The sequence below is a fragment of the Carboxylicivirga sp. genome, from assembly GCF_982718395.1.
Map to the genome: position 1 here is coordinate 1 of NZ_CEXQWX010000095.1, position 23,853 is coordinate 23,853.

At 36.7% G+C, this 23,853-nt stretch carries 18 protein-coding genes; 8 read left to right on the plus strand and 10 right to left on the minus strand.

Annotated elements, in window-relative coordinates; genetic code table 11:
* Window positions 1–56 precede the first annotated feature (56 nt).
* Window positions 57–1,427 carry a fasciclin domain-containing protein gene (locus AC4MRQ_RS16350; protein ID WP_491198773.1) on the plus strand — a complete coding sequence of 457 codons (1,371 nt, stop codon included), beginning with the start codon at window positions 57–59 and terminating at the stop codon, window positions 1,425–1,427.
* A 140-nt stretch (window positions 1,428–1,567) separates the two neighbouring features.
* The gene (locus tag AC4MRQ_RS16355) at window positions 1,568–2,452 is read left to right on the plus strand and encodes a MerR family transcriptional regulator (RefSeq protein WP_491198774.1); all 885 of its coding nucleotides are present in this window, start codon (window positions 1,568–1,570) and stop codon (window positions 2,450–2,452) included.
* A gap of 1 nt (window position 2,453) precedes the next feature.
* Here the strand turns inward: AC4MRQ_RS16355 and AC4MRQ_RS16360 are convergent, their stop codons facing one another.
* Together AC4MRQ_RS16360 and tnaA are read right to left on the minus strand one after the other, a co-directional pair.
* On the minus strand, window positions 2,454–3,794 hold the full coding sequence (locus tag AC4MRQ_RS16360) for an MATE family efflux transporter (protein WP_491198775.1): 1,341 nt from the start codon (window positions 3,792–3,794) through the stop codon (window positions 2,454–2,456).
* 164 nt (window positions 3,795–3,958) lie between these two features.
* Window positions 3,959–5,353, minus strand: coding sequence for a tryptophanase TnaA (gene tnaA, locus AC4MRQ_RS16365; RefSeq protein WP_491198776.1), 1,395 nt, complete (start codon window positions 5,351–5,353; stop codon window positions 3,959–3,961).
* A gap of 465 nt (window positions 5,354–5,818) precedes the next feature.
* On the opposite strand from tnaA, the gene AC4MRQ_RS16370 reads away from it, so the two are divergent.
* The 3 genes from AC4MRQ_RS16370 (at window position 5,819) to AC4MRQ_RS16380 (ending at window position 9,875) form a co-directional block, all read left to right on the plus strand.
* The gene (locus AC4MRQ_RS16370; RefSeq protein ID WP_491198777.1) at window positions 5,819–7,252 is read left to right on the plus strand and encodes a DUF3078 domain-containing protein; all 1,434 of its coding nucleotides are present in this window, start codon (window positions 5,819–5,821) and stop codon (window positions 7,250–7,252) included.
* A 339-nt stretch (window positions 7,253–7,591) separates the two neighbouring features.
* Window positions 7,592–8,818, plus strand: coding sequence for an MFS transporter (locus AC4MRQ_RS16375; RefSeq protein ID WP_491198778.1), 1,227 nt, complete (start codon window positions 7,592–7,594; stop codon window positions 8,816–8,818).
* Window positions 8,819–8,963: 145 nt separating this feature from the next.
* On the plus strand, window positions 8,964–9,875 hold the full coding sequence (locus AC4MRQ_RS16380) for a YitT family protein (protein ID WP_491198779.1): 912 nt from the start codon (window positions 8,964–8,966) through the stop codon (window positions 9,873–9,875).
* 102 nt (window positions 9,876–9,977) lie between these two features.
* Here the strand turns inward: AC4MRQ_RS16380 and AC4MRQ_RS16385 are convergent, their stop codons facing one another.
* Window positions 9,978–11,576 (minus strand): hypothetical protein, encoded by a 1,599-nt coding sequence (locus AC4MRQ_RS16385; RefSeq protein WP_491198780.1) that lies wholly within the window; start codon window positions 11,574–11,576, stop codon window positions 9,978–9,980.
* A 416-nt stretch (window positions 11,577–11,992) separates the two neighbouring features.
* Between AC4MRQ_RS16385 and AC4MRQ_RS16390 the strand changes: the two genes are divergently transcribed.
* Genes AC4MRQ_RS16390 through AC4MRQ_RS16400 form a run of 3 tightly spaced genes read left to right on the plus strand, consistent with a single transcriptional unit; the run spans window position 11,993 to window position 15,947 of the window.
* Complete coding sequence (locus tag AC4MRQ_RS16390) at window positions 11,993–14,971, plus strand: hypothetical protein (RefSeq protein ID WP_491198781.1); 2,979 nt, start codon at window positions 11,993–11,995, stop codon at window positions 14,969–14,971.
* Between the two features lies 1 nt (window position 14,972).
* Entirely contained in the window at window positions 14,973–15,596 is a 624-nt protein-coding gene (locus tag AC4MRQ_RS16395; protein WP_491198782.1) for a DsbA family protein, read from the plus strand.
* Between the two features lie 24 nt (window positions 15,597–15,620).
* Window positions 15,621–15,947 carry a hypothetical protein gene (locus AC4MRQ_RS16400; RefSeq protein WP_491198783.1) on the plus strand — a complete coding sequence of 109 codons (327 nt, stop codon included), beginning with the start codon at window positions 15,621–15,623 and terminating at the stop codon, window positions 15,945–15,947.
* A gap of 114 nt (window positions 15,948–16,061) precedes the next feature.
* On the opposite strand, the gene AC4MRQ_RS16405 is transcribed toward AC4MRQ_RS16400, so the two are convergent.
* The 7 genes from AC4MRQ_RS16405 to AC4MRQ_RS16435 all read right to left on the minus strand — a co-directional run.
* Window positions 16,062–16,595, minus strand: a complete 534-nt coding sequence (locus tag AC4MRQ_RS16405) for a peroxiredoxin family protein (protein ID WP_491198784.1) — start codon at window positions 16,593–16,595, stop codon at window positions 16,062–16,064.
* Window positions 16,596–17,104: 509 nt separating this feature from the next.
* On the minus strand, window positions 17,105–18,151 hold the full coding sequence (gene mnmA, locus AC4MRQ_RS16410) for a tRNA 2-thiouridine(34) synthase MnmA (RefSeq protein ID WP_491198785.1): 1,047 nt from the start codon (window positions 18,149–18,151) through the stop codon (window positions 17,105–17,107).
* A 346-nt stretch (window positions 18,152–18,497) separates the two neighbouring features.
* A complete protein-coding gene (locus tag AC4MRQ_RS16415) occupies window positions 18,498–19,274 on the minus strand; it encodes a prephenate dehydrogenase/arogenate dehydrogenase family protein (RefSeq protein WP_491198786.1) in 777 nt (258 codons plus the stop codon).
* 96 nt (window positions 19,275–19,370) lie between these two features.
* Window positions 19,371–20,468 (minus strand): chorismate mutase, encoded by a 1,098-nt coding sequence (locus AC4MRQ_RS16420; RefSeq protein WP_491198787.1) that lies wholly within the window; start codon window positions 20,466–20,468, stop codon window positions 19,371–19,373.
* Between the two features lie 2 nt (window positions 20,469–20,470).
* Entirely contained in the window at window positions 20,471–21,649 is a 1,179-nt protein-coding gene (locus AC4MRQ_RS16425) for a pyridoxal phosphate-dependent aminotransferase (protein ID WP_491198788.1), read from the minus strand.
* Between the two features lie 2 nt (window positions 21,650–21,651).
* Window positions 21,652–22,551: a prephenate dehydratase gene (locus AC4MRQ_RS16430; protein ID WP_491198789.1), complete on the minus strand. Its 900-nt coding sequence runs from the start codon at window positions 22,549–22,551 to the stop codon at window positions 21,652–21,654.
* Window positions 22,552–22,830: 279 nt separating this feature from the next.
* Window positions 22,831–23,853 (minus strand): sensor histidine kinase (locus tag AC4MRQ_RS16435; RefSeq protein WP_491198790.1); only part of this gene is annotated, 1,023 nt, incomplete at its 5' end.

Sequence of the window (23,853 nt, forward strand, 5' to 3'; positions counted from 1 at the left end):
TTCTCATAAGGTTTCACTTACAAATCACCATTTGAAAACAATTAAATATTAAGGACATGAAACGAGTAATTGAGAATTTAGGGAAAAACCTTTGGGTTTTGATGCTTTTACTAGCATTAGCTTTTGTAAATGTATCTTGTGACGATGATGATGACTCAGAAAATGAGGAACCAACACCTTTTGAGTCTATGACGATTACTGACATTGCTGCTGGCAACGCTGATTTTAGTATTTTGGTTGCTGCTTTGCAAAAGGTTGGGCTGGATGATGACTTAGCAACTGAAGCCAATGAGTTCACAGTGTTTGCACCGACTAATGCTGCCTTTGCTGCATTGCTGGAAGAACTGGATGTGAGTGGATTGGATGATATTCCGAATGAAGTATTAACAGGCGTGCTTCTTTATCATGTTATGTCAGGCTCGAACAAAGCAGCCATGATTGAAACAGGTTATTATTCTTCATTAAGTGCTGGTCCTAAGGATGGTTATGGTCTGTCATTTTATGTTGATATGAGCACAACAATGATTAACGGACGTTCTAAAATTACATCAACTGATATTGAAGCGGATAATGGTATTATTCATGTGATTGACAAAGTTATGCTGCCGATGAGTATTACTGATCATGCCATTGCCAATCCTGCTTTCTCTTCATTAGTAGCAGGTGTAACCAAAGCTGAACTGGCCGGGGCATTGGCTGATGAATCAGCGATGTACACTGTATTCGCACCAACTAACGACGCCTTTGATATGTTTTTCAACGACCTTGAAGTAACACTTGAAGATTTGTCAAAGGAAACTTTAGCATCTGTTATTTTATATCATGCCATTGGAGATTTTGTCTCGGCATCAATGGTTGAAGCCGGATATTTCCCAACTTTAAGTACAGCTTTTGATCGGAATATGAGTGTGAAAATAGATACAGAAGGAGGAGTTTTTCTAAACGCTGATAGTGAAGTAATCGCAACAGACGTTGTTGCAACTAATGGTATTATTCATGCCATCAACAAGGTAATAATGCCGCCAACAGTTGTGGATATTGCAATTGATAATTCAAACTTTTCAACATTGGTACAGGCAGTTGTAAAAGCTGAATTAGCAGATGTTTTATCCGGAGAAGGTCCATTTACAGTATTTGCTCCTACCAATGCAGCTTTCGATGAGTTATTTACTGCACTAAATATAACTGGTATAGATGATCTTACAAAGGAAGACCTTACTCCAATATTATTAGCTCATGTTGTTGCAGGAAATGTTGCATCAACTGATCTGAGCAATGGAAATGTGAGCACATTAAATGCTCAAAAAAGCCTGGCTATCAATGTGGATGATGGTGTTTCAATCGATGGAACAATTAACGTTGTAGCTGCCGATATTCAGGGCAAAAATGGAATAGTTCACGTTATTGATAAGGTGATTGTTCCTTAATACTCGGTTCAGGCGTTGAACGGATGGGGGCATTTATGTCCCCATTTTTTGTTTTCGTATTTTGGCATAAGGATGAACATTATTTATTCGCTAAGCGTTTAAGGTTCAATAATTGTGGTGGAAAATATATTATAACCTGTATGGCATACTATTCAATTAAGGATTTAGAAAAGATTTCGGGCATAAAAGCGCACACGATAAGAATATGGGAAAGACGCTATAATCTTATTGAACCAGAGCGCACATCCACTAATATTCGCTATTATAATGATGATGATCTTAAGCGGATATTAAATGTTTCAATTCTTAATCAAAATGGTTATAAAATATCCAAGATTGCACAAATGGACGATACTCAATTGCGTGAAAGAGTGATTGATTTGTGCCTGGATACACGTAATACAGATGTGCAGGTTGAAAGCTTGTTAGTAGCCATGCTTGAAATGGATGAAAGTAAATTCACCAATGTATTAACGAACTCAATTATCAAGCTGGGGTTTGAAGCTACAGTTGAAACTATTTTATTCCCCTTTCTAGATCGTATTGGTATATTGTGGCAGGCAGGAACAATAAATCCTGCGCAGGAGCATTTCATCTCTAACCTTATACGGCAGAAGCTGATTGTAGCTATTGACAATGAAATGCAGAACTTTATACCTAAGTCCGATAAAAATATTGTTTTCTTCCTTCCTGAAAATGAATTGCATGAAATAGGTTTGCTATTTTACAGTTTAATAGCCCGAAAGGAAGGCTATAATGTTATTTATCTGGGAGCCTCAGTTCCACTTGAAGATCTTAAGGTTATTTCCGGTGTTCGACGTGTTGATGCATTTGTAACTTCTTTTGTATCTGCTAGGAAAAAAGATGAGTTGGAACAATACCTTAATAGTGTTGCAGAACAATTAAATAATCGTGAGTTCTTTGTAATGGGGTTACAGATTAAAGAACATAAACCGGCTATGCCAAAGTATTTTACTGTAGTAACAAGTTCACAAGAGTTTAAAAACGGTTTGGGGCAATTATAAATCAATTGGCAGGTTTAATAACTCCTTTATATTTCCACCTGCCAGTAAAATAATAAACCAGAGAACCAACTAATCCCATACTCCATCCAATAGGAATAGCCCACCAAATACCATTAACGCCAAACTGATTAGAAAGGATAACTGCAAAAGGAATTCTTATTACCCATAATGAAAATAAGGTGATAAACATTGGTATTAAGGTGTCACCAGCTCCCCGTAAAACACCATGCATGACAAACATAGTTGAGAAAATCATGTAAAAGGAACTAACAATAACCAGGTAGTTGGCTCCGTGCTCAATCACTGCTTTATCTTGAGTAAAAGCTTGCATCATCAGTTCACCAAAGAAAATTACTGTCAACATAACAAACAAGGAAATGCCCCATGCCATAAAGAGTGTGGCTCGAAGGCCTTTCTTAATTCGATCTATTTTTTGTGCTCCCAGGTTTTGACCCACGAAGGCGGATAGTGCACTGGCCAGATTCAGGGCAGGCATGGCAGCTAAGGCATCAATTCCACTCGCAACCGTGTAGGCGGCCAATACATCTGTGTCAAAATTATTCACAATTCTGATTAGAGCCATAATTCCTAATGCCACAAATGTTTGTTGAAAACCGGTCGGTAGTCCAATGCGGATACTTTGCAGGAACAATTCCCTATCAAAACGGAATTTAAGGACATTAAAAGAGATAATCTGGTGTTTTTTATTCAAGTAAATAGCGCCGGCAATAAACGCACCAGCTTGCGCTATAATGGTGGCATATGCTACGCCACTAATACCCCATTGAAATACAACGATAAATACAATATCAAGAACGATATTGACCACCGTGGCTATAATCATAAAATAGAGTGGAGTCATAGAGTCACCCAGCCCGCGTAAAATTGATGAGGTGCCACTAAAGCCAAAAAAAGCAATCAACCCCATCATAAACACATTAAAGTAATCTGTTGCCAAAGGTATGACCTCTTCTTCAACATGTAACAGGCGAAATATTTCTTCACTGTAGAATATACCAATACTGGTTATAATTATGGAAGCAATAAATAAGAATATATAAATAGTATCAATGGCGCGTTTTACTTTATCCAGGTTTTTTGCTCCGAAATACTGGCTGATGATAATAGTAGCTCCGCTACCTATCCCTATGACAAATGCTATTAAGGCATAAAAAATAGGAGAAGATGCTCCTATAGCTGCCAATTCTTTTGTTCCGAGGTAATTTCCAACAATAACTCTATCAACAACATGATACAGTTGCTGCAGTAAATTGCCAAATACCATAGGTAATGCAAATTTAAATATCAGTTTAGCCTCATTGCCTACGGTTAGGTCTTTCATTTAATTATAATTGATTATCGACAAGTACAACCAACTTATGGTTGTTTTGGTTTACGCAGTTTTTTTACAAAGCAAACCAAAAAATCAGGGGCATGCAAAAGTAAGGTGTAAAAAAAGGTTGGCCCAATGTGAGACCAACCTTTAAGTGCGTGATTGAGTATATATTATTGAACTGTTTCTTTAACAGCAGGAGCTAATTCAACAGTGAAATGGCGCATAATTGTCGCTTCATTAAGAATTGTGTATCCCTGCTTAATTTCATTTCTGCGATCGTATACATTTTTTAGTGCTGCGGCAATCACATCCATATGGTTGTTAGTATACACACGACGTGGGATAGCCAAACGTAACAACTCTAATGCAGGGTATCTGTTTTCACGTGTTGCAGGATCACGATCTGCCAATAATGTTCCGATTTCAACACCACGGATACCGGCTTCTTTGTATAACTCAATTGCCAATGTTTGTGCTATATACTCTTCTTTTGGAATGTTTGGTAAGAAGCGCTTGGCATCGACAAAAATAGCGTGGCCTCCGAATGGTTCCTGAACCGGAACGCCAAATTCCTTCAATTTATTACCCAGGTAAGCAACCTGTTTGATACGTGTTTCCAGGTAGTCAAATTCAGTTCCCTCATCCAGTCCTTGGGCAAGAGCGTTCATATCACGACCAGACATACCGCCATACGTAACAAACCCTTCGTATATAATATTGAACTGGCTGGCTTTTTTGAATAAATCTTCCTCGCGTAAAGCAATGAAACCACCCATATTCACAATAGCATCTTTCTTACTGCTCATGGTCATGCCATCAGCATAAGTATACATTTCTTTAACAATCTCTTTGATGCTCTTGTCAGCATACCCCTCTTCACGAAGTTTGATAAAGTATGCATTTTCAGCAAAACGGGCTGAGTCAAATAAAACACGGATGCCATATTCTTTAGCTAAAGCGTAAACATCGCGCATGTTTTTCATTGATACAGGTTGGCCTCCTGATGAATTACAGGTAACTGTAACAATTATCATCGGAATGTTTTCCTTTGGATGAGACAATAGTACTTGTTCCAGTTTATTTAAATCCAGATTTCCTTTAAAAGGATGATCAACTGTTGTATCAAAAGCTTCGTCAATTGTACAATCAATAGCTGTTGCTTTTCTAAATTCAATATGACCTTTAGTAGTATCAAAATGAGAATTGCCAGGTACAACATCACCTTCTTTAACTAATGCTGAAAAAAGAACATTTTCTGCTGCACGTCCCTGGTGCGTAGGCAAGAAGTATTCGAAACCAAGGATGTTTTTAATAGCATTCTTTAGGTTGTAATAGGACGAAGCACCTGCATAACTTTCATCGCCTAACATCATAGCAGCCCATTGGCGATCACTCATAGCACCTGTACCACTATCTGTTAATAAGTCAATAAATACCTGGTCGCTGCGTAGATTAAATAGGTTATAGTTAGCCGCCTTAATCCAGGCTTCTCTTTCTTCGCGTGTACTTTTACGGATGGGTTCAACCATCTTAATCTTAAATGATTCTGAAAAAGGTAATTCCATTATGTATGTTTTTAGGATTTTACTAAATAAATCAATGATGCAAATACGTAACTACCACCATTAATAATAGTTGATAACATTTACATTAAATAAAAAAGTAATAATACTGAACTGGCCGGCAAAGAATAGTGCCAGCACTAATAGGTAAATTCGTCCCTGTTTTTAATATTCAGGAAGATTCGTGTAGACAAAGCTGATTGTATGTGGATATTTACCATACTTACGTTTGTTGATATTGCAAATGTAAAAAACAAATTCATTTGTAAAAACTCAGAAACGTAAAATTGAAAAAAATCATATTGCTATGACATTTAAAGGGTGAGCCGACATCTTGTAATGTCTTATTGAACTTTAAGCCCGAAGTGTTAGTTAAAAATACTTATTTGAACATATCACAGAGTGGAGGATTGCAATAATCATGTTATTTTTGTCTTATCTGATACCTGCTTTAATGAACCAGTAATTATGAAAGGAACCTATCGTTTCCGAAAGAAAGTATTTTATAGTATAAGTTTATGTATGCTTGCCATTCAATTAAACGCACAATCGCAATGGCAAGGATTGGGTGTTAATTGGAGTTACTGGACGCAAAATCCAATCATGTACAGGCAATGGCAAAATTCCCTTTATAAATATCAAAATACATTAGCTGATAAGTCTTTAAAGCAATCGTATATTGTGAAGAAAATATTTGAGGAAGTGAATAATAATCCACGTTTTGAGACTTATTTATTTCCTGAGCTGAAGGAACAAAAGGTTAAAATTTACAAGTTTGAGCCTAAATTCAGGATGCCTGTATACAAGCGTATTGAATACCAATCGGGAAATTACCAGCAGGAAAAGTTAGATGCTTACCAGCATTTTGTTAATTCAAAGGTTTACTCTAGTGCTTATCAAGATGTATTCAGCAGGCGGTATTTTATTACAGATATAATGAAGGATTATGCCTTCAAGCATCCAGATAAAGTGCATCTTTCATGGGATTCTATACCTGATGCACCCAAAATAGGGAGGGATGGATTCCTGCAAAGACGCTCGGCACTAGATGGAATTAGTATGTTACTGCAAGGTAATTCGTATGAAACCCAGCCTAACCTGGAGAAAATTGTTTTTACTGCTGGTCCGTGGACATTTAATGGGACCGAAAACATAATGTTGTCACAAGGCCATGTTAGCAACTGGGTAAAAGGTGGAGAAAGTAGTGTTAGCCTCGGCAGTGATTTACGATTAACAGCTAACTATAAGAAGGGTAAACATGAATGGGATAACTACATAATTCATAAAGTTGGAATTGTATCAACCGAGCAAGAACGGGGAAGGGTTAATACTGACTTAATTGAGATAAATACCAAGTATGGACATAAAGCTTCAGAAAGATGGTACTATAGTTTCTTATATAATTTCAAAACCCAGTTTTTTTACGGGTATGATAATGATAGCGAAGATCCCGTTTCTGGATTTTTGGCTCCAGCTTACATGTCGTTTGCAGTAGGTATGGACTATAAACCTAACAGTAAATTTACATTGTTGTTATCTCCAATTACCTCGCGTTTAACTTGGGTGGCAAATACAGACAAGTTTGATGAAACTAAGTATGGGATTCCAAGTGGAAAGTCAAGTCTAGTGGTTAATGGTATTTCTGTAGTGAATAATTTAGCATACGAATTGTCGCGGGATATTAAAATTTCATCACGTTTGGATGCCTTCTATCAATATTTGGGAAAACCTCAGGAAGATGAAGAAAGACAAGTTCAAATAGACTGGGAGGTTATTGCTGATATGAAGATTAATCGATTTTTATCTACACGGGTTATCGCACATTTAAGGTACTTTTCTAACGAATCAGAGAAAGTGCAATTCCGCGAGAATTTTAATATAACCTTCGGTTATAGTTTTTAAAGTGATTGAAAATCAATGTTTAATAATTTATTAATTTAAATTTTAACTTCTTTTAACTTTAGTTATTATGTTTTAGTTGACATTCGAATTATATTTGCAGTGTGAGAATAAGGGAAAAGGTTGAAACCAATTAAAAATCTCTTACGTATAAAAAGATTATTAGGCATTAATTTGCTATAAAGATATTGAGTAAGTTTTCTCATAGTTTAGGGTTAGGTTTGGTTAAAAGTTGAAAGTCGTCTTAAAGAATGCTTTAAGGCGGCTTTCTTTTTATACCATTGATAAGAAACCAAAGATATCAAAACTTGTTATAGTCAATAATTGATTAAAATTATTGAATTGAAATTTAAGAAGGATAAACAGTATTACAAGTTTAGTTTTTATGGTTTTTTTAAAAACCTAAGGCTTTTCGATCCTTTTCTTTTATTGTTTTTTATCGATAGAGGGATTAGTTATACTGAAGTTGGAATCCTTTACGCATTCAGGGAGTTAGTAATTAACTTGTTTGAAATTGTATCAGGCGTTATTGCAGATGCCTTAGGAAGAAAAAAAGCAATGATTCTCGCTTTTGTAAGTTACCTTTTAAGCTTTGTTTTATTTTATTTCTTCGATGGATTCTGGGGATTTCTGATTGCCTTCTTCTTTTATGGTATTGGAGATGCTTTTAGGACCGGGACTCATAAGGCAATGATATATGCTTATCTTGTAAGGAACAACTGGCAGGATGAAAAAACAAGGTACTACGGACGCACACGAGGATGGTCGCAAAAAGGAGCTGCTGTTTCATCCTTATTAAGTGCAGTTTTGTTTTTCTATACGGGTAATTACGGATTGATGTTTTTGCTAACCGCCATTCCATATTTATTCGATTTGCTCCTGTTAAGTTCTTATCCGAGTTATTTAAACGGAGATTCTTCTGGTCAGTTAAGTTCATTATTGAGAAAGTTTAAAGAACTAATCAAAGAGATACTGATTGCATTACGATCTGCTGTTACTATAAAGGCGATAGTCTTGACGAGTAGTTTTACAGGATTTTATAAAGCTATAAAAGATTATATCCAGATAATAGTCAGTAGTTTCGCTGCTAGTTACATTTTGATCTCACATTTTTCTGAAAAGCAAAACGAAGCCATATATATTGGTGGTGTCTATTTTATTTTATACATGGTAAGTTCATTTGCTTCACGAAATGCCTATAAAGTCGAAGAGGTCAGTAAATCTATTAAGGCTGGTCTTGAAAACATACAATTCGTTGGATATCTACAGGGAGTGCTGGCTGGTCTTTTATTTCTATATGGCTTCTACCTTCCGGCATTGATATGTTTTAGTTTAGTTCTTATTCTTCAGAACTTGCGACGACCAATGGGAGTGAAGTACATAACGCAACAGTTCGAGGAAAAAATAATGGCTAGTGCAATGTCGGTGGAATCTCAAAGTGAGACACTCTTTTCTGCATTAATGGCATTGGTTTTAGGAGTTATTGTCAATTATGTCGGATTGGGTTGGGGAATTACATGTTTATCAGGAGCCTTATTGGTAGGTTCGACCTTAATGAGAAGGTTGTAATTATCGTTTGTTAAACCAGGCAATAAAACTCACCTGGAATTTAGTTAAGCTTTTTATTTAATCATGAATTTTATCATTTCTCATCTTGTTAGAAGAGCCGACCTTCGCGCGATTTTTTGAATGAACACAAAATTTAGATTTAATTATGGCTTTTGTAACAAAGGAGAAGTTTCTATCCAAAGATTGGTTTATAACCTATTCATATCTTTTAATTGGTAGTTTCTTATTCGCCATAGGTGATGTGATGTTTGTAAATCCGTACAAACTAGCTCCTGGCGGTGTTTATGGTATTGGTAACTTTTTATACCATACTTTCGGGTTTAAAATCAGTCTGTCGGTACTATTTATGGAGGTGCCATTGCTGATTATTGGAACAATTGTACTGGGCCCCAGATTTGGTATCAAAACCTTGATAAGTACATTTCTTATTATGTTCTTCACCTATTTATTTGAGACTCACTTGTGGGGTTATGAGCAATTTATTCCAAATGATCCTATGCTGAATGCCTTGGTAGCCGGTATAATATATGGTGTTTCAATCGGGCTTATATTTAAATCGAGAGCAACATCAGGAGGGTCAGATATTATCTCCATGATTCTTAATAAATATACAAGGATGTCCTTGGGTAAATTGGTAATTATTGTTGATGGTACCATTACCATGTTAACCTTATTGATGCCTGGCGAAAATGGAATTGATTGGACATTACCAATATATTCATGGTTGATCATCTTTATTGAGGGTAAAATTATTGACATGGTAATTGACGGACTCAAGGTGAATAAAACTCTATTCATTATCTCAGATAAACACGAAGAGATTCAGGATCGAATACTTAATAATATCAAACGAGGTGGAACACTTTTTACAGCAAACGGTATGTATGAAGGTGTGGAGCGAAAGGTTATTTATACCACTATTACACGTCGTGAATCAACTATTTTGCTTAATCATATTGCTAAAATTGATCCAAAAGCATTTGTCAATGTAATTGATAGTAGTCAGATACATGGTGAAGGATTTAAGGCAATTGAATCAGAAAGTTCAGGACATTAATAACCTTTAATTTAAAGGTTGAGAAAATAAAAGCGCCCTGTATTCAGCGGCGCTTTCTTATGCTTTAATATCTGTAAATTTTTTCTGTTGTTTTTCCAGTAGTTAGAAATTATAATATAAGCTCTTTAATGATGTTCGCACCCCAAAGTAAAAATGCTGAGTGTCCATTGTCTCTCGATCATTGCTCAGTTTACGAATTCTGGCTCCGGCCACAATATTAAACATGTTTCGGGGGTTGATCAGGAAAGAAACATTAACGTCAGCATTATATACATCAGTTTTAAGACCTTGTCCAATAGTATGACCATGGTCATATGGACGTTGTGTATTCGGCATCAATACGTCCTTGCCCCAACTTACACCATCACCAAAATCATCACCATACATAGTTGCCATTAATTCAGCTTTAAACATCCAGCGGTTTTTGCGATACTTTAAAATGGCTAATCCTTCCCTGAAATTAGCTCCCAGAATATGTGCCATCGGCTGATTCATATGTCCGAAAGCATAAATACTCGTGTAGTGCGAATACGTATAAGGGCGAACTTGATTATATTCAACTTGGAGATCCAGTTTATCAATTCCAAATAAATCAAAGGTGCGTGCTCCTAATTGAAAACCGTGTTTGTTGGCCCACCATTTATTGCCGCTAAATACTTCGTCGAACTTGAATTCTCCCAATACAAACTGGCCATAAAAAGTTAGCCAATCAGATGCAATATATCTAGCATTAAACCCCATGGTTACATTGTCAGGCGATCCAAGGTTGTATTCAACCGGACGGAAAAAGTTAACAGGGTTGAGATAATGTATATCAAAGCCTCGGTATCCGGTTGTATCCTGCTCAGCATATACCACATTAGCATATAATCCCAGGCTGAAACGTTTGGTAATATTCCAGTCAAGGTATTGAAAAACTCCGTATTTGCCTGGAAACCTATAGTCATTCTGTTCAGCAAAAGTATCGTAGTTCAGCATTTTGTTCCACATTACCATATACTTGATGTTCCAGAAATCAGCAGTAAGTTTCACATATGGGTAGCTGTATGCTCCGTCTGATAAAAGTAACGAACGATGTCCGTCACCTATGAAGTGTTTTCCGTTACCTAATTGTAAGTTAAAATATTTGGCAAAATTAAACGCAATATAACCAGTTGCCTGTGCATAATCATGGCCATTGGTTCCAAAATCTTTACGTTGTCCTTCGCCTGGCATCATATCAGTTTTATCTGCAAAGGCATCGATATAATTGGGTACTACCGCCTGATTTTCTACAAAATCGGTGTAAAAATAAAGATGTTTCCCAATATTACCTTTAATGTATAATCCTCTGGTATTAGTCCAGGTATTAATGCCTTCGTTATTTTCCCGACCACCTTCAAAATTAAAGATTGGATTAACAACAATATTAACATCTCCTTTATCGAGGGTAAACAAATCATCATGCAAAAATCGCTCCCAGATATTCAAATGACCATCTGGTACTCTAAGTCCATCGTATAAAACCGAATCGGTGTTGACCACATTATTTAATTGATCCATCCGGTACTGTCTGACTGCAGTGTGGAAATTAGCTTCTGGCTTGTAAATATATCGTTCGAATGGTGAATAATAGGGGTTTTCGTAATGGCAGACAGATTGAGCCAAAATATATTGTCCTATAAAAATAGTGCTAATAATAGCAATGTATTTCTTAATCATAGATGACGTACTTTAACTAACGAATATACAACATACGAGCATTCTTTACGCCGAGCATTAGTCAAAGTTTCAGGAAAACAGAAGGAATTGTCTTAAAAAACGGACACTAAAAAAGAGCTAAAAGCCGTTTCAACTCTCGTTATCCTTTAATGGCAAATCTTTTACCAGGATCCTCGTACCCTTATTATAGCGAGGTGCCACAGCTTTTGGCTCCATAACTGAATTCGAAATCTCATCCCTGAGACAATAGCCAATTTACGGTAAGCTTTTGGAGGTGTCAACTGAATTGGCGTTTTTTTAACTAATTTGATAAAATAAGTAAGTTTTTTGTTGAATGAATCTTCATAAAGCGTATAAATAATAAATTTGTTCAACCAAATTCGAATAGAATATTTAAGCATAATTGCATTTTTACAATGAAAACTTTTAAGAGGTTTATTGCCTATTTTTCGATAATCACTTTTGCTTTAATACTGGTTCTGATCCTGATTGCCGAACTGGCAGAAAATAAGGTTACTAAGATCGCCTTAAACAGGCTTAACCAGCAGGTGGATGCTAATTTAGCTGTTAAGAACATTGATTTTTCTTTAATTAAAGACTTTCCAGATGCTATAGTAGAACTACAGGATGTTGGAATTACTGTAGACAATGATACGCTTGCTCAGATCAATCGTTTGTTTATATCGGTTGAGGTTAAACCATTACTGAAAAGCGAATTTATTATAAAAGAAATAAGCGTTGAGGGTGGGATGGCGAACTATCAGATTGATTCGAGTGGACGAACTAATTTTGATGTTTTCCTGGTGGAATCGGAAGATGCTCCTGCAGACACAAGTTCCGGAACCTTGTATTTATCGTTAAAACATCTGGAACTAAAAGATTTGTTCTGTTCGTTCAATGATGATCAGAATCAGATCAGTGCGTGTTTGTATATCGATGAGGGTTTAACAAGCATTTATATTGATAATGAAAATACCAAAGCAACCTTTAATGGCCAGCTAAGAGCTAACCAATGCCGCTATCCTGAGAGTCCGTTACATCTGATGAATGAACTCAGGCTAGGACTTGATGTGGTGTACTTTAATGACTTGGTAACGGTTAATAATTTGCATATAGATACGGATGGTATTGATGCTCACTTAAAAGGTGAAGTAAGAAACGATTCGTCAATTTACACAAACCTTCAGGTAAATGCTGATAATCTGGATTTGGGTATCTTGAAAAAATATATTCCGGATAGTTTATCGAAGGCATACGAATTAAAACAACTGGCCGGTGTATTGAAAGCTGATGCTGCTATCAAAGGCATATATAATGACAGTATAATGCCCAGAATAAATGCGACATTAAACTTGTCGCGAGGGACAGTTTTAATGAGTGACTATCCTTTGGTAACAGACATACGGTTGGCCGGACAATACGATAATGGGGAGTTGATGAATAATCAAGCCACCCAGATTCAGATTGATACATTTACTTTTGTGAGTGGTGGAAGTAAGGGATTGCTAAGTGCAAAGGTTAGTAACCTGGAGGAGATTAGTTATCAGATTCAGTCGGATTTGCTGGTTAACCTGAATGATGTGTCAGCTTACATGCCGGATTCATTGATAAAGCACATTGATGGAGAGATTGAGGTACAATTTCAGACAAACGGTGTTTTACCTGAGAAATATGATTTAGCGTTTGCTGATTATATACTAGCTCGAAGCAGTGCCGGGATTCGATTAAGGGATATGAGTCTTGAAATGGATTCATTAATTGAACTTAGAGCCATAAATGCCGAAGTGGCCTTCAAGAATCAACAATTTGAGCTAACTAGTCTAAATGGAGAGGTTGATACATATGGTTTAAGCATTGAAGATGGTCAATTAAATGGAAGATTTGAAGGCAGTTTAACAGATGTGAATTCATTAAATATTGTCCTTGAAGAGATAGAACTGGCAACACCTAAAAGTCATTTGAAAGGTGACATGGCAGTTAAAAACTTGGATGCGCCTTTCTACACAATTGATGCGGATGCAATTGCCAACCTATCTGAATTTAAAGTTTTTGCACCCGATTCGTTAATAAAAGATATGAGTGGTGTGTTAAGTGTGCATATCCAATCCGAAGGGAAGATTGATATGGATGATATGGTTGAAAGTATCATGGAGCGAATCTTTACAGATAGTGAGTTGGAAGCTCAAATGCAAGATATCACAGTACTTATGCACGATCCATTGATGCAGGTGAAAGATGTAACAGGGCAACTTTCGTTAAAAAACGATTTAATAGGGATTAAGAAACTTTCCGGTTCATTTGCTGACATCACCTTTAATTCAGATTCATCTTTCGTACAGAACTTTTACACAGGATACTGGCTCAATCAACCGGACACGATTAAGGCGGAAGGGTACTTTCAGTTTGGAGACATTGATTATTCCTTGTTTGAATCGTTTATGGCCGACGATGCAACAAATACAGAAACAGCCGCTGCCAATATAGAGGAACCTGTCAACTATTGCTTTCAGGCGAAAGGGAAGATCGCAGCAAAAAGTTTTTGGTATGGTAATGCCTTATTTGAAAATTTAAGCGCTTTGTATAATGTGTCGGACAGCTTGTATATTGCCGATCAGGTTAAATTTGATGCTTTTAAGGGAAGTACCAATAGCTCTGTTAAAGTGCAGATGCTGCCAGGTGAAGTGATGAAGGTTAATTTTAAGAATAGTACAAAAGGTCTTGATGTTAACCAGCTTTTATATGATTTTGATGATTTTATGGATTATACAAATGAAGTCTATATTAGTCATGAGCAGTTGAGCGGTATATTTAGTACCGATAGCCTGGATGGTCAGGTTGTATTTATTGGAGATTCACTTGATCAGGAAAAATTAAAGTTAAAGGCAAATTTAAAACTGGAGAATGGTCGATTAAAAGATTATCCAATTACGGAAGAGATGGCTAATGATTATAATCGCCCTGAACTGAAGGATATAATATTTGAGACTTTAGATACGAAGCTCTTCTCATATAGAGGAGATCTATATATTCCTCAAACAGAAGTTAAAACAAATGCTTACGATATCTCTATTTTAGGAAAACAAGAATTCGATCTGGATTGTCAATACCATTTACGTTTTTACCTTAAGGAGATATTAAGAGGTGGAAAAACTAATCGTATCGAAAAGAAGCAGGAAAGTGGTAAGATCAAACAAGGAGGAGGGGCTAAAGGTCTGGCATCAATGTTTGCAATTTATAAAGTGGAAGATGGTAAAACTGAAAAAAGTGGATTGGAAGGTAGAGACTCGGAAGATAAAAAGAAACTAAGGAGTCAGATCTATTTAAAAGAAGCTATGGCTAAACTGGAATTTCACCCCTTGATAGTAAAGTATAATACTGGTGTAATTGAAGATTAATATGGGAAAGAAATGGAGGAGGTTGATTGGAGCGTTTGTAATTATTGTACTCGGATTTACTGTTTGGGAGTTTTACAAGAGCCGGGAGGCTCAAAAGTTGATCGATGAAATAAAAGAGGAACGTTCCTCTGATATTGTTTTCGGAGATATTAAGGCAAAAAATAATGTTATCATTTTCTTTGATTATAACTGTGGATTCTGTAATAAGTTTATGGCTGAGGTTTATCCTAGGTTGAAAGAAACCGTGTTAAAAAATAGTGATGCGAAGATAACTTTACGTCTTGTTTGTCGTACCACTGATGTAAAAGCAACCGAAGCATATCAAACAGCAATATGTTTAAACCAAGCAGGTGATTACATGAAATTACATAAGCTTTTGATGCATAAGCCAGAGGTTGTTTACACAGAGTATTTTAATCAGATAAAAGAAGATTATATTGTATCTAATGATATTTTAGCAGAGTGCATAATGACTTCAGAAAATCAAGATATAAAACACAATATTTATCAATTTCAACAGTTAAAAACAAAAGGCACGCCTACTTTCGTAGTAGGTACAAAAGTTATTAAAGGATTAAAGGGTGCCGAGACATTTAAAAATATAATTGAATCAGAATTCAACTGACACTTAACAATTAAATTTCTTTCCATGAAAAAGACATTAAGATTATTTCTATTCCTTATGATGGGGTTTTCGATGACTACCTTTGTTGCATGCAGCGAAGACTCAGAGGAATCGTGCGATAAATTTGATGAAAACGTAGGAACTTGTTCTGCAGAAGATATCACAGCTTGTTGTGATGACGGAGGCTCATGTTATTATTTATACCAGAATGAGCGATATGAGAACGAAACAGCATTGGCAACAGTATGTGCTAGTGGAAGTGCAATGACAATGACTGAGTTGGAAATTCAATTGGATGATTTTACTGCAAAATTGATTGACGAAGCTCGCACCGCAGCTATTTGTGACTAAACGTTAATATCAATAAAAAACAAACGACCTAACAAGATTTTAAATCCTGTTAGGTCTTGTTATATCATAGCAATATGAAATATTCTCTAATGAAATTTATAACAGCCCTTCTAGTTATTCCCAGAAGCGATACCAGGCTTTTCGTTGTAATCTTCTTAGTTTTTTCTCCAAAGCTTCGCCACGCAGGTTCATGGCCACAATCACCCCGTTTTCATCAATCAGGTAGCTTGTTGGAATGCTTTTGATACCATATAATTGAGCAACCTCGTTACGCCATCCCCTCAGGTCACTAACGTGATAGGGCCATAGCATTCCGTCATCTTTAATAGCCTTTTTCCAGGAGTGATCCTTCATATCCAATGAAACACTAACAATGGTAAACCCTTTGGCATTGGTAAAGGTGGTGTCTTTGTAACGTTGATAGGCTTCTACCAGGTGAGGATTTTCCTTACGGCAGGGAGCACACCATGAGGCCCAGAAATCAATCAATACAATCTGACCTTTTAAGGACGATAAAGACAGTTGCTGACCATCTACCGATTGTTGTATAAAATTTGGCGCCATATCTCCAACTTCTAGTTCTTGTGCCTTGGCTTGGTTGCCAAAAAGAAGCATTTGCAGGAGTAATATGTAGATTATTCTTTTCATGGTTTGACGGGTTTATGGCAGCGAATATAACTAATAAAGTTGTAATCGATGAACTATCAGTGTTTTGATAATTAAGGATGCAAGATAAATGCCAGATTCAAACATACAGTAAAATCAAGGGAGTAGGTTGGAACTCAACCGCACAGAAACATATTTATTAGTGGTGAAGCAAAAGACTCCTAAGCAAATAGGTCGATTTAATGCAATATTGGATTAATATATTGGAAATGTAAAAGAATGGAAGACTTATATAGTTATAATGAATTGAATATCAAAAATCTAACAATTGGATGAATTTATATAATTATAAAATGCTAAAAACTTAATATAGATTGTATAAATCTAAATAATAAATGCTAGAGGAAATTATAAAAAAGAATATACCTATATAAAAAATGGATCTTTCTAAAGTATAAATATATGTATCTAAATATAAAATGTAATAATGAATTTAAATATTAGAATACTACATACTGAAAGAATAAAAATTGAAAATTAATTAAGAAGAGCTAAAAAATTCCACCGCCTATAATACATTCATTTTGATAAAAAACAATGGATTGACCGGGAGTTACTGCCCAAACATCGGTATCAAAGTTTACAGATAAGATATCAGATTCTCTCTTAATTTGCCCCCAATAGCCAGGTACGCTATCCAGTCCTCTGATGCGGATAAATACTTTTGTATTCAACCAAAGGGATTCGTTATTGGTGAGTTCAAATTCTTTAAGTTGAAGCGATGATTTTAGTAATAAATCGCGTTCACCCGCAATTAATTGTTTGTTTTCAGCATCGATTGACACCACACACATCCCTTTGGCTACGCCCTCAATGCCTCGTCTTTGTCCAATGGTATAAAAAGGAAAGCCATCGTGGTGCCCCAGCACTTGGTTGTTCTGATCAACTACCAATCCCTCAGCAAATGCAGGATGACCTTTGCCTAACAATTGCATCAGGTAATCGCGGTAGTCGGTACCAGATAAAAAGCAAACACCCATGCTCTCTTTTTTATCTGCGATATGATGATAGCCACATTCCCGCGCCAGTTCTCTAACTTCATGTTTATGCAGTTCTCCTAGGGGGAATATTGCTCGTTGTATGGTTTCCTGATTCAGGTTCCATAAAAAGTAGGATTGGTCCTTATTGGGATCCATGCCCTTTTTGATGTACCACCGATCGTCAATATTTTCTTTTCGTACATAATGGCCGGTGGATATGTATTGACAGCCTAATTGATTGGCTTTTTCGAGTAACAGTTTCCACTTGATGGTTTCATTACAGCGTATACAAGGATTAGGTGTACGACCGTTCAGGTATTCATCACTAAAATACTGTATAACCGTTTCTCTGAAAGCGGTTCGGCAATCTATCAGGTGATGTTCAATATCACGTTCCTTGGCCAGTTTTTGAGCAGCTACTATGCTTTCTTCTTTTTCGTCAGTGTGCGTTAAAAGAGTTGCTCCAATTACATCAAAACCTTGTTGTTGTAATAACACTGCCGACATGGAACTATCCATACCACCACTCATCCCTAATAATACACGCTGTATCGCCATTTTCTTTTTATGTGTTGCGAAAATAGTAATAAAAGTTTAGGTGGTGTCTTTAAATTCCGCTAGCGGAATTTCATAGCCCGCAGATATCACAGATTTTCGCTGAAAGCGTATTCCTCCATTTAGAAGAATAAAAATCTGCGATAATTTGCACAATCAGCGGGAAACAGAAAAAACTTACGAATCTTAAGAGTGTTTAGAGATCAGTAGTTAATGGTAGTAAGGATAATAGATAGAGGACGGTGTGGAGACTTGTTAAGTATTTCAAAGATGCTAAGCAAGTTATAGGATAATAAAATACCCGTTAATCACTTTTGACTAACGGGTATCATCACCATTATTAACGGTGTCACTCTTCAATATTTTTTCGAACCATATTCAGGAAATCTTGCATGCCCTTCGAGTCTTTCTTATCGATCAATGCCAACAGGTGCTTTAACTGAAAACGAATGTTTTCTACCTGTTCATAGGTAAAAGGATTAAACAAAATCTCTGTCAGCAAATGATCTTCCTCCGAAAGCAATCCTTTAGCGATGTTCATATGCTTTGTAAATGTTGTTCCAGGAGCCTTCTGGTGCTTCATGCAAGCGGCAAACACCAATGAAGAAGAGAAGGGGATCGACAGGGAATAAGCAATGGTTTCATCGTGTGTGTCAAAACAGTATTCATGTATGTTAAGTCCAAGCGATGCATAAAAATCCTTGAAAAAAGCTTTCCCCAGGTGGTCACTCTGAGTAATGATTATGGCATGATGCGAACTCAGATCTTTCAGATTGGCAAAGGTTGGGCCAAACATGGGGTGAGTTGAGACATAACGCATGCCGCTTTTTTCATAAAATTCCTGTAATCCTGTTTTAACAGATGCAATATCTGAAATAATACAGTCTTTAGGTAAATATGGCAGTACTTCTTGAAAAGCCGGAAGCGTGTACTTTAAACTCACCGCGTTGATCAGTAGTTCAGGGCGAAACTCAGTTACCTCATCATATGAGGTGAGGCGCTGCGTATTAAATACATACCGAAGCCTGGAAATGTCTTTGTCAAATATGGCGACTTCATGCTGTAAACACAATGCGTCTGTTAGCCATGTGCCCATTTTTCCTGCTCCCAGAATTAGAATTTTCATTTTTTTAGTGTCAAGATATGAGTATCAAGTATCAAGACGAAGTAAAAAACTGTAAGGTTTTAAATCATTGTCTTGATGCTAATGTCTTTTGTCTAATTACTTTTTAGCCAATTCTTTGTTCATCACCTGGTTTTGTCGGTTGATAGATTCTTCGTGAATGTGTTCGTAAACCTTCACAACGAATTCAGGACTCAAACCAACTTCGTCAGCAAGCTTTCGGCGGTTGTTCATCACCTCATCATATCGACGTGTTTGAAGAATGGTAATGTTATTTTCGTGTTTATATTTACCAATAGCCTCAGAAATCTTCATTCGCGATTTTAAGGTTTCCAAAAGATGCATATCGATCTGGTCAATTTTTTTACGAAGCTCATCCAAGGTTACACGTGGTGTGTCTCCAATAGCCGATCGACGAACAACCAGATTACTTTTTATCTCACCCAGATGCTCAGGCGTTACCTGCTGACTGGCATCACTCCATGCTTTCTCAGGGCACATATGTGACTCTATAATCAGACCGTTGAAGTTAAGGTCCATCGCTTCCTGCGAAATTTCCGCAATCATTTCGCTCTTTCCACTAATATGACTAGGATCGGTAATGATAGGTAATTCAGGAATACGACGACGTAGCTCAATTGGAATCTGCCATTCAGGGTTGTTTCTGTATTTGGTTTTATCGTAGGTGCTAAATCCACGATGTATAGCACCAATCATCTTAACACCAGCACGGTTAACACGCTCGATAGCACCAATCCATAATTCTAAATCCGGGTTCACCGGGTTCTTGATTAATACAGGTTTGTCAACACCAGTTAAGGCGTCAGCAACCTCTTGCACAGCAAATGGGTTGGCAGTGGTACGTGCGCCAATCCATAGCATATCCACACCAAATTTAAGTGCTTCGTATACATGATGAGCATTGGCCACCTCAACAGATACAAACATTCCTGTTTCTTCTTTTACCTTCTTAAGCCAGGGTAAACCAATAGTTCCTACGCCTTCGAAAGCTCCAGGACGTGTACGTGGTTTCCAGATACCTGCCCGGAATATTTTAACACCTTGTGCTGCTAGTTTGCGGGCAGTTTCTAATGTTTGTTCTTCAGTTTCGGCACTACATGGCCCGGCAATAATAATCGGACGCTTTAATTCCAAGCCAGGTAGCGCTAATGGTTGTAAGTCTAATTTATGTTCCATGGTTATGTTGTTTTTAGTGTTTTAATGCGTTGTTGGGATTCTTTTAATACAGTCTGATTTGTGCATAAACTAATGCGTATGTAGCGTTTTCCTTTGTCTCCAAAGATGAAACCCGGTGTGATAAAAACATCACAACCATAAAGAATTTCATCTGATAACTCGCCGCTATCTTTGTAGTTGTCTGGTATACGTGCCCAAACGAACATGCCTGATTGCTCGCGGTCATATTGACACTCAAGTAAGTTCATGATTTCATAAACCATTGTACGACGTTTAGCATATTCCTCATTGATATTTGTATACCAATCAGGGCCTAATTCGAGGGCTTTTACTGCTGCCAGTTGCAGTGGCTTAAACATACCGGAGTCCATATTGCTCTTAACCCGTAATATGTACTGAATAAACTGAGGGTTGGAAACAGTCATACCTACACGCCAGCCCGCCATGTTATGTGACTTACTTAGTGAATTCAGCTCGATGGCAATGTCCTTTGCTCCATCAACAGACATAATGCTTTGTTGATTATCGTTCAGAATAAAACTATAAGGATTATCGTTAACAATGACGATATTGTGCCTTTTACCGAATGCAATAACTTCTTTAAAAAAATCTTTACTGGCATTGGCTCCGGTCGGCATGTTAGGATAGTTAATCCACATCAGCTTAACCTTGCTCAAATCCTGCTTCTCAAGTTCATGAAGGTTGGGCAGCCAGCGATTGTTTTCATCCAGATCGTAGTGAATAAGATTGGCTTCTGCAATTTTACTTACCGAAGCATATGTCGGATAACCTGGGTTGGGTATAAGCACACCATCTCCGGGATTAACAAAGGCTAAGGTAATGTGCATGATGCCTTCTTTTGAGCCCATTAATGGTAAAACTTCATTAGCAGGATTAAGATCAATCTGGTAATAACGCTTATACCATTCGCTCATGGCTTCGCGCAATTCAGGTATACCAACATAGCTTTGGTAGCCGTGGTTGTTTTCTGCTGAACTTTGGTTGTTTAATTCGGCAAGAACTTCTGGAGCCGGAGGTAAATCGGGATTGCCAATACCCATATTGATTATTGGTTTGCCCTCTTTCCGAAGTTGTTCCAGCTCTTTCAATTTAATGGAGAAGTAATATTCTTCAACGGTTCCAATTCGTCTGGCTGGTTGTATTTGGTCAATTGCTTGCATCTTTATATAGCTTGTTCTGATTCAACGTGTCCATTATTTACCGGATATGATTGACGACCTTTTTCATATTCACCCAATGTTTTTAGTTTGCTTGTGAGTGGCCTTATGGCATCTAATGACTGTAAATATCTCTTGTAGTCAGTAAATGTCAAATCAACGTAAAACAGATATTCCCATTCCTGTCCGACAATTGGTAATGATTGAATTTTGGTCAGGTTGATGTTATAAAAGGCCAGAATGGTTAATATCTTTGATAAGCTTCCTTCCTCATGTGGTAACGAAAAAACAATCGATGATTTATTCACCCTGTTTTGTTCCAGCAACTCATCGACCTCTGTCTTTGCTTTGTCGGTAACGATTAAAAAACGCGTAAAATTCTTTTTATTGGTTTCAATGTTCTTAGCTAACGTTTCGAGAGCATACATATCTGCAGCTAACTCAGAAGCAATTGCACCTACACCTGTAAGTTTATCATCGGCAATGCGTTTGGCGCTAAGGGCCGTGTCTTCCGACTCAATCAATTTAATATGGGGATAGTCTTTGAAAAATGCTTCACATTGGGCTATAGCCATCGGGTGTGAATATACCTCTTTGATATCATCTATAGATTGTCCTGGTAATGCCAAAAATTGGTGTTTAATACGTAGTTTGTATTCTCCAATAATTACCAGATCACTGTCTTTTAGCATCGTGTAATTGGGTAATAAACTTCCAACCAATGTATTTTCTATCGCAATGATACCATAACAATCACGATCTTTTTTTAGGGTCTCAAACAAATCAGGAAAGGTCAGGCAAGGTATCACCTCAATATTCTCCTCTTCGAAAAAAGCTTTCGCAGCTATTTCGTGGTTTGCTCCCGGCCATCCCTGTATGGCTATTTTCTTTTTTGTTTGATTCATGCTTTTCGTTTATGGTCATAAAAAAACCCGCCTTTATGAGGCGGGTTTTAAAATTTTATATCGTTTCGTTTATATCATACAATGCCCACCTCTTTAACTGTTGCTAAAAAAGAAATAATAAAAGTTATAAAAGAAAGAGTGAGCTATCATTGCTTTGTTATTTGAATGCAAATGTATAAATATATTTGCAAATGCAAAACTGTGAGTAAATATTTTAATGAAAAAATAATTTGTTATTAATTATTCAACTTAGCTTATAAGTTGAAAGTGGTTTAATTGTTACTTTCTTGTATTTAGCATCTGAGGGCGCAACAATGCCGAGCCTGCTTCTAATTTATTGCGAAAGAAAGGATGCGAAAGATAAAAAGTACTTCCAACATTAACTTCCGATTCAAGTCTTATGCTTCCACCTAATTGAAGGATTAAATCATGAGCAATTGTTAATCCTAATCCAGAACCGGATGATTTCTTAAGGTTTTGATTCTCAATTTGCGAGAATCTTTTAAAGACTTCTTTCTGTTTATCGTCTGGTATACCAATTCCTGTATCTTTCACATAGATAATCAGGTGATCATCATCGCTTTTTGCTCCTAAGGTAATACTGCCTTGTTCGGTAAATTTAATTGCGTTGGTCAATAGGTTATATATGATTTGTTTCAGACGCACTACATCTGTTTCAATTTCCAGGTCTTCATCAATTTGGGTGTCGAGCTTAATTTCAAGAGTTTTGTCGTATTTGTCAATCTCATTTTTAAATTGCCTGAAGATTTCATATAGTAAGTCTTTAATTTTGACTGAACTAAAATGTAAGTTTACATGACCCGACTCTATTTGAGAAAAGATTAAAATGTCAGAAATGAGTTTCAGGAGTTGATTGCCATTGGACTGAATGATTCTAAGATAATTGTGTTTCTCATCATTCGTCAAGGAATCATCTTCTAAAAGTTCTGAGAATCCAATGATGGCATTCATCGGAGTTCTTATTTCATGCGACATATTAGCTAAAAATGCCGACTTTAAGTAATCAGACTGTTCAGCTTTTTCTTTGGCAGCAATCAATTCAGCCTCTTGCTTCTTTTTATCCGTGATATCGGATAAAATTTCAACAAAACCAATAGGTTGGTGTTCCGCATCGTAAACGGGGTGCGTTTTGTGTGTAAATACTTTACCCGTTTCTTTACTTACGTGCTCCCTTTCTTCTGTTCTATTCGTTTTCAGGCATGTCTCATATAAGCAAAAGTCACAAGGAGTTTCTCTTTGGAAGTATGTCGTGTAACATTTTTGTCCAATTATTTGCTCGAA